The organism is Bacillus sp. BB081 (genome assembly GCF_008368895.1).
GTDB classification, from domain to species: domain Bacteria; phylum Bacillota; class Bacilli; order Bacillales; family Bacillaceae_G; genus Bacillus_A; species Bacillus_A wiedmannii.
Window position 1 is genome coordinate 116407 of sequence record NZ_QOZX01000014.1, and the last position, 14718, is coordinate 131124.

General features: G+C 34.8%; 13 protein-coding genes. 8 read left to right on the forward strand and 5 right to left on the reverse strand.

The window, feature by feature from the left end; genetic code table 11:
- The first annotated feature begins 10 nt into the window (after nucleotides 1-10).
- Nucleotides 11-109, forward strand: a complete 99-nt coding sequence (locus tag DN394_RS07145) for a hypothetical protein (RefSeq protein ID WP_000145657.1) — start codon at nucleotides 11-13, stop codon at nucleotides 107-109.
- 64 nt (nucleotides 110-173) lie between these two features.
- A complete protein-coding gene (locus DN394_RS07150) occupies nucleotides 174-683 on the forward strand; it encodes an SDR family NAD(P)-dependent oxidoreductase (protein WP_098705309.1) in 510 nt (169 codons plus the stop codon).
- A 66-nt stretch (nucleotides 684-749) separates the two neighbouring features.
- Here the strand turns inward: DN394_RS07150 and DN394_RS07155 are convergent, their stop codons facing one another.
- Nucleotides 750-1850: an ABC transporter ATP-binding protein gene (locus tag DN394_RS07155; protein WP_000818929.1), complete on the reverse strand. Its 1101-nt coding sequence runs from the start codon at nucleotides 1848-1850 to the stop codon at nucleotides 750-752.
- A gap of 262 nt (nucleotides 1851-2112) precedes the next feature.
- Here DN394_RS07155 and malL point away from each other — a divergent pair, with 262 nt between their 5' ends.
- Nucleotides 2113-3789, forward strand: a complete 1677-nt coding sequence (malL, locus tag DN394_RS07160; RefSeq protein WP_149293691.1) for an oligo-1,6-glucosidase — start codon at nucleotides 2113-2115, stop codon at nucleotides 3787-3789.
- A gap of 40 nt (nucleotides 3790-3829) precedes the next feature.
- Here the strand turns inward: malL and DN394_RS07165 are convergent, their stop codons facing one another.
- Nucleotides 3830-5590 (reverse strand): alpha-glycosidase, encoded by a 1761-nt coding sequence (locus tag DN394_RS07165; protein WP_097917841.1) that lies wholly within the window; start codon nucleotides 5588-5590, stop codon nucleotides 3830-3832.
- A gap of 323 nt (nucleotides 5591-5913) precedes the next feature.
- Between DN394_RS07165 and DN394_RS07170 the strand changes: the two genes are divergently transcribed.
- From DN394_RS07170 to malR, 4 genes are all read left to right on the forward strand, one after another.
- Entirely contained in the window at nucleotides 5914-7173 is a 1260-nt protein-coding gene (locus DN394_RS07170; RefSeq protein ID WP_000709925.1) for an extracellular solute-binding protein, read from the forward strand.
- 64 nt (nucleotides 7174-7237) lie between these two features.
- The gene (gene malC / locus DN394_RS07175; protein WP_001194989.1) at nucleotides 7238-8539 is read left to right on the forward strand and encodes a maltosaccharide ABC transporter permease MalC; all 1302 of its coding nucleotides are present in this window, start codon (nucleotides 7238-7240) and stop codon (nucleotides 8537-8539) included.
- Complete coding sequence (gene malD / locus DN394_RS07180; RefSeq protein ID WP_001022607.1) at nucleotides 8540-9382, forward strand: maltosaccharide ABC transporter permease MalD; 843 nt, start codon at nucleotides 8540-8542, stop codon at nucleotides 9380-9382.
- Nucleotides 9383-9665: 283 nt separating this feature from the next.
- Nucleotides 9666-10697, forward strand: coding sequence for a maltose operon transcriptional repressor MalR (malR, locus tag DN394_RS07185; protein WP_048546170.1), 1032 nt, complete (start codon nucleotides 9666-9668; stop codon nucleotides 10695-10697).
- Nucleotides 10698-10701: 4 nt separating this feature from the next.
- Here malR and DN394_RS07190 read toward each other — a convergent pair whose 3' ends face one another.
- Both DN394_RS07190 and DN394_RS07195 read right to left on the reverse strand, forming a co-directional pair.
- On the reverse strand, nucleotides 10702-11865 hold the full coding sequence (locus tag DN394_RS07190) for an aminotransferase A (protein ID WP_046957441.1): 1164 nt from the start codon (nucleotides 11863-11865) through the stop codon (nucleotides 10702-10704).
- Between the two features lie 123 nt (nucleotides 11866-11988).
- Nucleotides 11989-12189, reverse strand: coding sequence for a hypothetical protein (locus DN394_RS07195; RefSeq protein ID WP_000929285.1), 201 nt, complete (start codon nucleotides 12187-12189; stop codon nucleotides 11989-11991).
- A gap of 309 nt (nucleotides 12190-12498) precedes the next feature.
- Here DN394_RS07195 and kinB point away from each other — a divergent pair, with 309 nt between their 5' ends.
- Nucleotides 12499-13773, forward strand: a complete 1275-nt coding sequence (kinB, locus tag DN394_RS07200; protein ID WP_000420378.1) for a sporulation sensor histidine kinase KinB — start codon at nucleotides 12499-12501, stop codon at nucleotides 13771-13773.
- 52 nt (nucleotides 13774-13825) lie between these two features.
- On the opposite strand, the gene DN394_RS07205 is transcribed toward kinB, so the two are convergent.
- Entirely contained in the window at nucleotides 13826-14575 is a 750-nt protein-coding gene (locus tag DN394_RS07205; RefSeq protein WP_000387495.1) for a DUF3967 domain-containing protein, read from the reverse strand.
- Nucleotides 14576-14718: the final 143 nt, after the last annotated feature.

Consider the following 14718-nt stretch of genomic DNA (forward strand, 5'->3'; position numbering starts at 1 on the left):
GGAAATTGAAATGACTGGGGGTAGCGTAATCTTTTGGGGGATTTTAATTTTCATCGGTTTAGTTTTCGATCAGCGTAATAGTAAGAAAAAAGAAGGAGTAAAAAAGTAATCGCTTACAAATTAATGAGCAACTTTTCTTGCTTGCAGACTAATCTCATAAAGGAGTATACTGAATGACGGTAAGACTTATAGAAGGGGTAATGAAAATGAAGCTTGCAGGAAAAGTTGCTATCGTAACTGGCGGTGGCATCGGTATTGGACGTAATACAGCTCTTTTGTTGGCTAAACAAGGCGCAAAAGTAATTGTGACGGACATTGATCAAGAAAGTGGACAAGCAACAGTGGAGGAAATTACGAATCTAGGCGGAGAAGCACTTTTTGTATCCTATGATATGGGAAAGCAAGGAGATTGGCAACGCGTTATCAGTATTACTTTGAATGTATTTAGTCGCATTGATATGCTTTTTCAAAATGCTGGTTTATATAAAATAGATTCTATTTTTTCTCGCCAACAAGAGAACGATTCCAATGTACTTTGTATTAATGACGTTTGGATAGAGATAAAACAATTAACGTCATCTTTTATGAAACAGCAAGAAGAAGTGGTGCTGAGTGACTTACCGATTTTCGGTATTATTGGCACGAAAGGACAATCATTTCATACAGTAGAAGCCCTCGTATAATAATGAAAACCGCCCTCAAAGTATGTGGACGGTTTTTTTGTATGTTATACAGATGAAAATTATTTTTTAACGAATACGTTGTTCAGTTTGACTATCAAAGAAATGTGCTTTATTCATATCAAATGCTAGTTTAATTTGATCTCCAGGTGAAAATGTATGTCTTGCATCAACACGTGCTGCAAAATCTTGATCTCCAAGTTTCATATATAAAATAGATTCAGCACCTAGTAACTCAGCAACTTCGATTTTTGTTGTGAAGGCAGTAGATTGTGAAGCTTCTAAAAATAATAGTTCATCATGAATGTCTTCAGGACGAATACCTAAAACAATTTCCTTATTTACATAGCCTTGTTCACGTAACATCTTCATTTTTCCTTCAGTTACTTTGACTTTTAATGAATTATCTATAACGAAATCGGTTTCAGTCAATTTACCACGGAAGAAATTCATTGCTGGAGAGCCAATAAATCCACCAACGAAAATATTTTCAGGTGTTTCATATACTTCTTTTGGAGTTCCGATTTGTTGAATCTTTCCGTCTTTCATAACTACGAGACGTGAAGCCATTGTCATTGCTTCTGTTTGATCATGTGTTACGTAAATTGTTGTCGTTCCAAGACGGTGATGTAATTTAGAAATTTCTGAGCGCATTGCAACACGTAATTTAGCGTCTAAGTTGGATAAAGGCTCATCCATTAAGAACACTTTCGCGTCTCGAACAATCGCTCTTCCTAACGCAACACGTTGACGTTGTCCACCAGATAACGCTTTCGGTTTTCTATCTAAATATTGTTCCAGTCCTAAAATTTTTGCTGCATCTTTCACACGACGATCGATTTCATCTTTTGGTATTTTTCTAAGTTTTAATCCAAATGCCATATTATCATACACACTCATATGTGGATATAAAGCATAGTTTTGGAAGACCATTGCGATATCGCGATCTTTTGGAGGGACATCATTCATTAGCTTACCATCAATTGAAAACTCTCCTTTTGAAATATCTTCAAGTCCAGCCACCATTCGTAATGTTGTAGATTTTCCACATCCAGAAGGACCGACAAATACGATAAACTCTTTATCTTGAATGTGTAAATTAAAATCTGTTACAGCTGTTACATTATTATCATATATTTTATAAATGTTTTCTAATTTCAATTCTGCCATGGTATTGCCCCCTAGAAAAAATTATGCAAACGTTTTCTTTGAGTTCATTATAAACTAATAGATTCAAAAAATAAACAAAAAAATAAAACGTTTTCATTTATTAGAGGAATATTAGTAATTTGCGTATGTTTTCTTAGAAAAATAAGAATAAAAGTTGTAAGCGCTATTTTAAATTAAGATAGAATCTGTTATCATTCATTAATGAAAACGTTTGCGCCTTAAAAAAGAGAAAATCGAATTATTAATGAAATGGGGTAGCATAATGGAAAAACAGTGGTGGAAAGAAAGTGTAGTATATCAAATTTATCCTCGTAGCTTTATAGATAGTAACGGTGATGGTATTGGGGATCTTCGTGGGATTATTTCAAAGCTAGATTACTTAAAAGAATTAGGGATTGATGTCATTTGGTTATCACCGGTCTATGAATCTCCAAATGATGATAATGGTTATGATATAAGTGATTATTGTAAAATTATGAATGAGTTCGGAACGATGGAAGATTGGGATGAGCTATTACATGAAATGCATGAACGTAATATGAAACTTATGATGGACTTAGTTGTGAACCATACTTCTGATGAACATAATTGGTTTATTGAATCACGTAAATCAAAAGATAATAAATATAGAGATTACTATATATGGCGTCCTGGAAAAGAAGGAAAAGAGCCGAACAACTGGGGAGCAGCTTTTAGTGGATCTGCATGGAAATATGATGAAATGACAGATGAATATTATTTACATCTGTTTTCTAAAAAACAGCCAGATTTAAATTGGGATAATGAAAAGGTAAGACAAGATGTTTATGAAATGATGAAGTTTTGGTTAGAAAAAGGAATTGATGGCTTCCGTATGGATGTTATTAATTTTATTTCTAAAGAAGAGGGATTACCAGCTGTTGAAACCGAAGAAGAGGGGTATGTTTCAGGTCATAAGCATTTTATGAATGGTCCAAACATTCATAAATATTTACATGAAATGAATGAAGAAGTATTATCTCATTATGATATTATGACGGTTGGTGAAATGCCTGGTGTAACGACAGAAGAAGCGAAAATGTATACTGGGGAAGAACGAAAAGAACTGCAGATGGTATTCCAATTTGAACATATGGATTTAGATTCGGGAGAAGGCGGAAAATGGGATGTAAAACCATGCTCACTCCTTACTTTAAAAGAGAATTTAACGAAGTGGCAAAAAGCATTAGAGCATACAGGGTGGAATAGCCTGTATTGGAATAACCATGATCAGCCACGCGTTGTATCTCGTTTTGGTAATGATGGAATGTATCGCATTGAATCTGCGAAAATGTTAGCGACGGTGCTTCATATGATGAAAGGAACACCATATATTTATCAAGGAGAAGAAATCGGAATGACGAACGTTCGATTTGAATCGATTGATGAATATCGAGATATTGAAACATTAAATATGTATAAGGAAAAAGTGATAGAGCACGGTGAAGATATAGATAAAGTAATGCAGTCTATTTATATAAAAGGCCGAGATAATGCTAGAACACCGATGCAGTGGGATGATAAAGATCATGCTGGATTCACAACAGGTGAGCCTTGGATTACGGTAAACCCTAATTACAAAGAAATCAATGTGAAACAAGCGATCCAAAATAAAGATTCAATTTTTTATTACTATAAAAAATTAATTGACCTACGCAAAAATAATGAAATAGTTGTGTACGGATCATATGATTTAATATTAGATAATAATCCTTCTATTTTTGCATACGTAAGAACATATGAAGAAGAAAAACTTCTTGTTATTGCAAACTTTACGGCGGAAGAATGTGTATTTGAATTGCCTAAGGACATTAGTTATAGTGAATCAGAGTTATTAATACACAATTACGACGTAGAGAGTGGATCGATAGATAACATAGTATTACGTCCATATGAAGCGATGGTATTTAAATTGAAATAAGAAAAATCCTTATGCCACACCTTGGCATAAGGATTTTTTATTACCATTTTAAGATTGAGAATCCATATGGAGGAAGTGTAACTTGTAATACACTTGCTTCCGCTGAAAATTCTTCGTTTGTATAAATGTTAATGATTTTCTTTCCAGTAACATGGAGAGGGAGTGAAGCTGTAACATCACTATTAGTCGGATTTAAAACGAAAAAGATAGTTTCATCTTCATATGTTTTCGTATAAGAAATATAATTATGTTCATCATTTGCTTCGATGAATTGGAAAGTACCATGTCCTCCAAATGCTTTATATTGCTTTCGTAATGAAATTAATGTTTGTATATGTGTAAATAATAGATGATCTTGTTCTTTCGTATCCCAAACCATACATTTGCGACAATCTGGGTCCATACCGCCGTCCATACCAATTTCGTCTCCATAATAAATACAAGGAGAGCCGATGAAGGAAAGATGGAATACATAAAGTAACTGTAACTTATTTTTATCTCCGTTACATGTTGTCAATATTCTTGGTGTATCATGACTGTCTAATAAATGAAACGCTGCTTCATTTACATTCATAGAGTAGGAATGGAGAGACTCTGTAATTTGTTTCATAAATTCATTTGCTTTAATGGAATCATTAGCAAAATAAGACAGTAGAGCGTTTGTAACAGGATAGCTCATTACAGCATCAAATTGATCTCCTTGTAGCCATGGAAGTGCATCGTGCCAAATTTCTCCTAAAATATATACTTCAGGATTTAATGCCTTTATCTCACTTCGGAATTCTCTCCAAAAGCTGTGGTCGACTTCATTTGCTACATCAAGGCGCCAACCGTCTATATTGAATTCTCTTACCCAATAACGCCCTACTTCAAGTAAGTATTCTTTTACATCTGGATGTGCTGTATTTAATTTAGGCATATACGGTGTAAACGCGAAAGTATCATAATTCGGGAGTGGCTCCGTTACAATTGGAAACTCATGAATATGGAACCACTCTTTATAAGCAGACTTTTCGCCGTTTTCTAGTACGTCTTGGAATTTATCGAAAAAGTATCCACTATGATTGAACACGGCATCGAGCATTACTTTTATACCGTGTGTATGACATGCTTGAACGAGTTCTTTGAACGTTTCTTTCGTCCCGAATTGCGGATCGATTTCCATGTAGTCAATTGTGTCATATTTATGGTTTGAATGTGCTTTGAAAATAGGTGTGAAGTATATTCCCGAAATTCCAAGCTTAACAAGGTAATCGAGGTTTTGAATAATACCAGCAAAATCTCCGCCGAAAAAATTAGTTGGAGTTGGCTCAGCGCTTCCCCAAGGAAGAGTGTTTTCTGGATTTAGTGCACGATCTCCGTTAGCGAACCGTTCTGGGAAAATTTGATACCAAACAGTGTCTTTAATCCAAGAAGGTGCTTGAAATGCATCATTTGCATGAATAAATGGCAAACAGAAAAAGTTACCAACGTCATCATTTGGAATACTGGAAAAAAATCCTCGCTCTGCATAAATAAGCGTTTCTGTATCATTTTTTAATTCGAATCCATAACGTAAGCGCTTAAATTTTGGCTCGATGGAAATGGACCAATAATCAAACAATGCAGTAGAACCAGTTTTTTTCATCGGTGTACTTGATGTAATCCATTTCCCTTCTTTCCATTCATAAGGATCACCGTAAATAAGAGTGACGCTTTGAACATCTTCTCTTTTCGTACGTATTCGGATGTGAATCGTTTTTTCATCGTAAGCGTATGCGTAATTATCTTTTGGCCTATGATAAATAGCTTCTTTAAGCATATAGAAAATCCCCCTTTAATATCTCCATGCATATTGTTCCCTTACGTATAATAATAAAGTATATGTTGCAAACGATTGCTTTTTACATAGCTTTAATATTGCTTATAAGAGTAGTATTCATTTCATATAAAGTCAATATATAAGGAGTGTAGTAATAATATTTTAAAATTAATATTTGCAAAATGAATAAAAGAATGTATAATGATAGACAAATAGCGCAAACGTTTTCATAGATTGAGATATTGTTTGCGCTTCTATTAAATTATTTAATGCAAACGTTTTCAATTATTAGGGTACATATACAATTTAGGGAGGTTTTTGGGATGAAGAAAGCATTATCATTATTAACGGTTTCAGCATTATCAATTGGTATGTTATCTGCATGTGGACCGAAAGATTCAGGGAAGAAAGAAGAAAGTAAAGCGAAGAAAGATTACGATCTTCTCGTTTGGGAAGATGATAAAAAAGGTGTTGGTTTAGAACCAGCAGTGAAAAGTTTTGAGGAAAAATATAAAGTAAAAGTAAAAGTCGTTGAAATGCAAATGACAGATCAAGTGAAGAAGTTACGCCTTGATGGACCAGCGGGGACGGGACCAGATGTTGTAACATTGCCACATGATCAAATTGGAAACGCAGTAACAGAAGGTTTACTTTCTGAAGTGAAAGCTGATGATGCTGTGAAGAGTAGATTTACTGAATCATCAATAGAAGCACAGACATATAACGGAAAATTATATGGTTTACCAAAAGCAATTGAGACACCAGTCTTTATTTACAATAAAAAATTAATGCCAAAAGCACCAGAAACGATGGACGAGCTGTTTAACTTCTCAAAAGAATTTACGAAGGATGGCAAGTATGGATTTTTAACACTAGGAGATAACTTCTACTTTGCTAATGCATTCATGGCAGGTATGGGGGGTTATGTGTTTGGTGAAAAAGATGGAAAGCCAAATGCAAGTGATGTTGGATTAAATAATAGTGGGGCAGTACAAGGTGCTGAATATCTTCAAAAATGGTACAAAGAAAAGTTATTCCCGAAAGGTATTATCGGTGAATCTGGTGGACCTGCTGCTGATGGACTATTTAACGAAGGAAAAGCAGCATCTATCATGAATGGTCCATGGGCGTTCCAAGCAATGGAAAAGAACGGAATTGATTATGGCGTTGCTCCAATGCCGAAATTACCAAACGGTCAACCAATGAAAACATTTGTTGGGGTTAAAGGGTGGCATGTAACAAGTTTCTCTAAACAAAATGATTTAGCTACAAAGTTCACTGAATGGGTAACAAATGAAGAGAACGCAAAAATTCGATTTGAGAAAACAAAAGAAATTCCTCCAGTAAAAGCAGTAATGGAAGATCCAATCATTAAAGATAATGAAGCTGCAAAAGCAGTTGCAACACAATCTGAAAATGGAATTCCAATGCCGAACATTCCAGAAATGCAAGAAGTATGGAAACCAGCTGGAGATGCGCTTCAATTAGTTGTTACGGAAAAAGAGGCACCAAAAGCAGCACTTGACAATGCAGTGAAGCAAATTAAAGGTAATATTGAGGCAAATCATAGTAAGAAAAAATAAGGTGAAATTCGTGCCTCTCATATGAGGGGCATGAATTCTCTCCCAGAAAAAAGGGGGAAGGAACATGCAAACATCTATGGAACCAGCAAACGGTTTAAACGGTTCAAAGCATAGGAAAATGGCAACCATGTTATCTATCATTCCAGGCGTGGGCCAAATGTATAATAAGCAATTTGTAAAAGGTCTTATTTTTCTAGTATTAACAGGTTCATTTATTGTAGCCTTTGCTGATTTATTAAATATGGGATTATGGGGAATTGTAACGCTAGGTACAGAAGTTCCACGTGATCATTCTGTCTTTCTATTAGTAGAAGGAATCTTGGCACTCATCGTCATCGTTTTTGGACTCGGAATATATGCATTTAATTTATATGATGCATACCAAAACGGGAAGAAACGTGATATAGGAACACCTTTAAACTCTGTAAAAGAGCAATACCGTAATTTACTAGATCAAGGTTTTCCATATTTAATGGTTTCACCAGGTTTTCTATTACTTATCTTTGTAGTTGTATTTCCAATCATCTTCGTAATTTTAATTGGATTTACGAATTATGATTTATACCACTCTCCTCCAGCTAAATTAGTAGATTGGGTGGGCTTCAAAAACTTTATTGATATCTTTACATTACCGATGTGGAGAGAGACATTTTTAAGCGTATTTTCTTGGACTGTCATTTGGACATTCGTTGCAACGACGTTACAAGTTGCGCTTGGTATTTTCTTAGCGATTATCGTGAATCAGCCTGGTATTAAAGGGAAGGCAATTATTCGAACAATCTTCATTTTACCGTGGGCGGTTCCAGCATTCGTATCTATTCTTGTTTTCTCTGGTATGTTTAATGAGACATTTGGAGCAATTAACAATCAAGTATTAGCTTTATTTGGAATCGAAAAGATTGCTTGGATGACAGATCCATTTTGGGCAAAAATCGCTTTAATTATGATTCAAACATGGCTTGGATTCCCGTTCGTCTTTGCAATGACAACAGGCATACTGCAATCGATTCCAGGGGAGTTATATGAAGCTGCTACAGTAGATGGAGCTACAGCTTGGCAGCAGTTTCGTAAAATTACATTGCCACTTGTTCTATATGCAACAGCACCAATATTAATTACGCAATATACGTTTAACTTTAATAACTTTAGTATCATCTATCTATTTAACGGCGGAGGTCCTGCTGTAGCTGGACAAGACGCAGGTGGAACAGATATTTTAATTTCATGGATTTATAAGTTAACGATGACTTCGGCGCAGTATGGGAAAGCGGCAGCTCTTACAATGATCTTATCGTTAATCGTTATTACAGTTGCGTTATGGCAATTTAAGAGAACAAAATCATTCCAAGAAGAGGATATGATGTAAATGAATATTAAAAGACAAAAGATGTTACGTCTCTCATTAAGTTATCTCGTTATTTTCGTAATGTGTGCCATCATTTTCTATCCATTATTATGGATTATTGGCTCATCGTTTAATCCGGGTGATAGTTTATCTGGATCAAGTATTATTCCGCAAAATGCAACGTTAGATCATTATCGTAAGTTATTAGATTTAGAGAATAGTAATTATTTACTATGGTATAAAAACACATTAAAAGTAAGTGTTATAACGATGATTTTCTCAGTGTTAGCAATTAGTTTTACTGCTTATGCATTTTCAAGATACCGTTTTGTTGGAAGAAAAAATGGTTTATTAACATTTTTAATTCTGCAAATGATTCCGAACTTTGCGGCGCTAATCGCTCTATACGTATTAGCACAGTTAACAGGGTTAATCGATACGCACCTTGCATTAATTTTAATTTATGTAGGCGGGGCAATTCCAATGAATACATGGCTTATGAAAGGATATTTTGATACGATTCCGAAAGAATTGGATGAGTCAGCTCGTATGGATGGGGCAGGACATTTCCGTATTTTTTGGCAAATCATTATGCCACTTGCAAAGCCAATCGTAGCGGTTGTGGCGTTATTCACTTTCATCGGTCCATTTACAGATTTCATTTTAGCGAGTGTTATTTTGCGCACACCAGAAAATTATACTTTAGCAGTTGGGTTATATGAAATGGTAGCGAAGAAATTTGGTAATGAATTTACAACGTTCGCAGCGGGTTCAGTATTGATTGCAATCCCAATTTCAATTTTATTCCTATCACTACAAAAATACTTTATCTCTGGTTTAACTGCTGGAGGTACGAAAGGATGAAAAATGGGACGTTACGTCCCATTTTTCTTTTCATCTCCCTATAAAAAATTTTATAGGGAGATGAAAAGAGATTTGACATCACATATGAAAAGAAGTGAAATAAATAGTATATTATAGTATAGGAAAAAAGAGCTATATCCCTTACAATACATGGAGAGGGAGAATATGATAGGTATTACAAGATAGAATCAATGAAAGTTTATGACTTCTCCTATTACTTGCAACGGGTGCAAGATTAAAATATATAACAAAATGGCAGAGAAGTGAGAGGAGGGGGATTTTTATGACAGTTACAATTAAAGATGTGGCGAAGAAGGCAAATGTAGCACCATCTACCGTTTCTCGTGTAATTGCTGATAATCCAAGTATAAGTGAAAAAACAAAGCGTCGTGTTCGGAAAGTAATGAGTGAACTAGGGTATCATCCCAATTTAAACGCAAGAAATCTAGCTAACCAAACAACAAAAACACTTGGTCTTGTTATGCCAAGTTCTGCAAGTAAAGCTTTTCAAAATCCGTTTTTCCCAGAAGTTATAAGAGGGATTAGTTCATTTGCACATGTAGAAGGGTATGCGCTTTATATGTCGACAGGTGAAACGGAAGATGAAATTTTTAATGGTGTTGTAAAGATGGTACAGGGGCGCCAAATTGGTGGCATTATTCTTTTATATTCAAGAGAGAATGATCGGATTATTCAATATTTGCATAAACAAAATTTCCCGTTTGTTTTAATTGGGAAACCGTATGATCGAAAAGATGAAATTACATATGTAGATAATGACAATTATACAGCTGCAAGAGAAGTAGCAGAATATTTGATTTCATTAGGTCATAAACAAATCGCGTTCATCGGCGGTGGATCAGATTTACTTGTAACGAGAGATCGTTTGGCTGGTATGAGTGATGCTTTAAAATTAGCGGACATTGTATTACCAAAAGAGTATATTTTACATTTTGATTTTTCGAGGGAAAGTGGTCAACAAGCCGTTGAGGAGTTAATGGGACTACAGCAACCACCGACAGCAATTGTGGCAACGGATGATTTAATTGGACTTGGTGTGTTAAGTGCTCTTTCTAAAAAAGGATTCGTTGTACCAAAGGATGTTTCCATTATAAGCTTTAACAATGCTTTATTATCAGAAATTGCGAGTCCGCCACTTTCGACAGTTGATGTGAATATTTATCAACTAGGATATGAGGCAGCAAAAGCTTTAGTGGATAAAGTAGAGAATGCGGAGTCTACTGCAAAGTGTATTATTATTCCTCATAAATTACTAAAGCGCCAAACTTGCGATCATTATGCAACAAAAAGCTAAGAGTTTAACTCTTAGCTTTTTGTTGTAGAAAGGCCTCTAATCGATCACAGCCTTCTTTTAAAGTTTCAATACTATACGCATAGGACAAGCGAAGATAGCCTTCACCATATTCAGAAAATGCAGTTCCAGGAACGACAGCTAGTCCAGCTTCTTTGACAAGGTCAAGTGCAAAATCAAATGATGAAGATGTTAAATGACCAACATATGGGAATAAGTAAAATGCACCTGTTGGCTTTTCAACTGTTAAGCCCATTTGAATGAGTCGATTATATACGTAATCACGGCGTTTCTTGTATTGATGACGCATCATTTTTGGTGCATCTTTAGCAGCTGTTAATGCTTCAATTGCAGCATATTGAGCGATTGAAGTAGCACACGTTACGTTGTATTGATGAACTTTTAGTATATGTCCTGCTAAATAGCTTGGTGCGAATAATAGACCGATACGCCAGCCAGTCATAGAATGAGATTTAGATAAACCGTTAATGACGATAGTCTTTTCACGCATTTCTGGGAAATGAGCGATAGATGTATGCTTTTGTTCATATACAAGTTCGCTATATATTTCATCAGAAAGGACGAAAATATTTTTATCTTTTAAAACATCTACAATATACTGTAGTTCTTCTTTTGATAAAGTTACACCAGTTGGATTAGAAGGATACGGCAGTACGACGCATCTTGTTTTTTCTGTAATGGCATTTTCTAGCGCTTCGGCTGTTAAACGGAAGCCAGTTTCACGAACATCGATAAAAATAGGTGTAGCACCGCATAATCGAATAATTGGTTCGTATCCTGGATAAATAGGGGCAGGTAAAATAACTTCTGTTCCTGGCTCTAAAATCGTTCGGAATGCAATATCAATTGCTTCACTGGCACCGATTGTAACGATGGTTTCGTTTTCAGGTGAATACTGTAAATCGTAGTTATCTTTTACAAAGTTACAAGCTGCCTTGCGTAATTCTAGTAAACCGGCGTTATGTGTATAGCTTGTATAATTTTCTGTAATAGCCCGTTTTGCCGCTTCTTTTACGAGAGAAGGCGTAGGGAAATCGGGTTGACCAATTGTTAAAGAGATAAGATTATCATAGTTTTGAATCATGTTAGAGAATTGACGGATTCCAGAAATTTGGATGTCCTTCACTCTAGGGTTAATGAATTGTTCCATTGTATCTCCCTTTCTTCCGTTTGAAAATTAAGTTCATTTTAACATATTTTCTATGATTTCGCTTGCGTATATGTTATGTAGAAAGAGAGGGATAATAGAAAAAAAGCCGCTGTAAGCGACTTTTTAATATCCGTACTCCCAATCTATTTCATCTTCATTCCAAAGTACAGAGGATACTTTGCCAAGGTGAACAACTGATTCATTCACAGCACATGTGCAATTTTCTTCTCCGGTTTTATGCTGTAACTCTTCATATACTGATTTTTCAACATTTTCTAGAACGACCAAATTTTCTTCTTTTAAAACAAGCGTAGTACCCGCCATATTTATCTTCCTCCTACTAAAATAATGATCACTTATTTGTAAACATAGATAGTATGGATTATATGCTGTATTTTGCTATAGTTGTCCGTCTCATGAAGTATTTTTTATTTTCTTTGTAATCCGTATTCATTGTATACTGTCGGGCAGAAATTTGGTACAGGGTTTACATTCATTTCGAAAATCTGTAACAATTATTATGTGTTGTTAACAAAGAATTAACAAATATGTTAAGAAAAATCGAAATTTTAAAACAAATAAACCCGTAAAATGATATAATCATATCAAAATACATATAGGGGATGAGAGGCTATGGAGCTGATCCGTGATTTAATGATCCAAATTGCCATCATTATTTTGCCACTATTTTTATATGAAGCGATTCGTTTAAATCGTTATCAAGAAATGCCTCCGAAGCCGAACCGCTACTTTATTATGTTTTTATCCAGCATTACACTCATTCTCTCCATGACATACTCTATTTGTTTTGGTGACATTTGTGGGTATAATTTTCACCCAATCCCGATTGTTAGTGGTTTTTTATATGGTGGGATTGTTGGTTTAATCCCGGCCGTTATTTTTGTTGCATATGAATGGGCGCTAAAGGGAATGAGCCTTCTTCCGGTCATAGAAGTAATATTTCTATTGATAGTTCCATTATTTTTATCAAAGAAATGGTCTCTATTTTCAAGGGATAAGAAGCTAATTTTAGCATTTATGATTTCATCATTGTACGTACTTGTTTCTTTAGTGATTGGTATGATTAACGTTCTGTTAGAAACGGGGTTTACACCACACATTTCACACTTATATAGCGGATATATATTTGCTTCGCTTATTATGGTTATGACTATGGTATTTCAAGTGTACTTAACAGAATATTTAAACGAAAATGCAATATTACGTACAGAGATGCAAAAGTCAGAAAAGCTTAATATTGTAAGTGAGTTGGCAGCAAGTGTTGCACATGAGGTTCGAAATCCGCTCACTGTTGTTCGTGGTTTTATTCAATTGTTAGAAAGTACGGAAGATGTGAAGAATAAGGATTATATGCGTCTCGTATTAGCCGAATTGGATCGGGCAGAACAAATTATTTCAGATTATTTGAATTTAGCAAGGCCGCAAATTGAGAAAAAAGAACACATTTGCTTATCCGCTCAATTAATTGAAATGACAACTCTTATGTCATCATTTGCAGCGATGCAAGGTGTATATTTGCAAGTTGAGATTTCTGAAAGTCTTTATACGATCGGTGATAAGACGAAATTGAAGCAAGCTATTATGAATGTTGTTAAAAATGGTATTGAAGCAATCCAAGGAAATAAAGGATATTTAAAAGTAACGGCTATGCAAAAAGATGAAACGATAGTAATAAGAGTTAAAGATAGTGGTGTTGGAATGACGAAAGAACAGTTAGTAAGACTGGGACAACCGTATTATTCTTTAAAAGAAAAAGGGACAGGATTAGGACTTATGGTAACATTTAGTATTTTACAAGCGCATAATGGTACGCTGGAATATAAAAGCGAAAGTGGGAAAGGAACTGAAGCGATTATTATATTGCCAGCTGTAAGAAATAAGGAATAAAAGTTACCGATGACAGGTAACTTTTTATTTTATATAGGAAAAAAATATTATTTTATTCAGATGTTTTTTCTTGTTTTGATCGGCTAAATAAACTTCTAAATGATTGAAAAAAACTTTGTTCTTTCGAAGCTGCGACTAATCTTTTTGTTTCTTGAATTTCGCGAATCACTTGCATAAGTTGTGCATCCCGGTTGCTGTCTTTATTATAAATTTGATTTACGAGTTTATTCATTTTTTCCTCTTGCTTGGATTCTCGTTTATACATATGATTCATTAATAAGTCCATCTTTTCTTTTTGCAGGGCATCTGTTTGAGCGGCATGATCTACTAACTCTTGTAGCATTTTTTCTTGAGAGCCTTCTTTTACATAAACTTGTTGCATCAATTCATCTAGCTTTTCATCTTTTAAACGATTTTGGGTAATAAGAGTAGAATTTTGATGAATAATTGCTTCATTTAATTGAGCGAGCATTTCAAGTTTTAACATGAACTCCTCAAAGTTACGCCCATCTTCTTTTTCTTTCGTTTGTATTTCTTGCTTATCTTGTATAGCGGGTACAGGCGGGGCCTCTTTTTCTTTTAAAATAATAGGTATCGTTTCTGAAATATCTTCTTGCAGTTTAGCAGCTCTTTCATGTATAGATTTCAATAGTTTTAAATCATCCAGTTTATAAATACGAGCATCAGCTGTTTTTGAAATGATATAACCATGTTCCTCTAACAGTTGGCTATATTTACGGACTATATGTTTTGGGATGCCTGTTTTATTCGTGACATCTTTCGTTTTATAGATAGCTTCCATGTTATTTCCTCCCCAAAAAGTATCGTATATATCATTTCAATCTTTTATGAGGACTTCCTTTAAAAAAGAATGTCGGAAGGTTATTAGTTTTCTACAGCATTAGTGAAAAGATGAAGAAAAATGAGAGTTTTTGGCGGAATGGC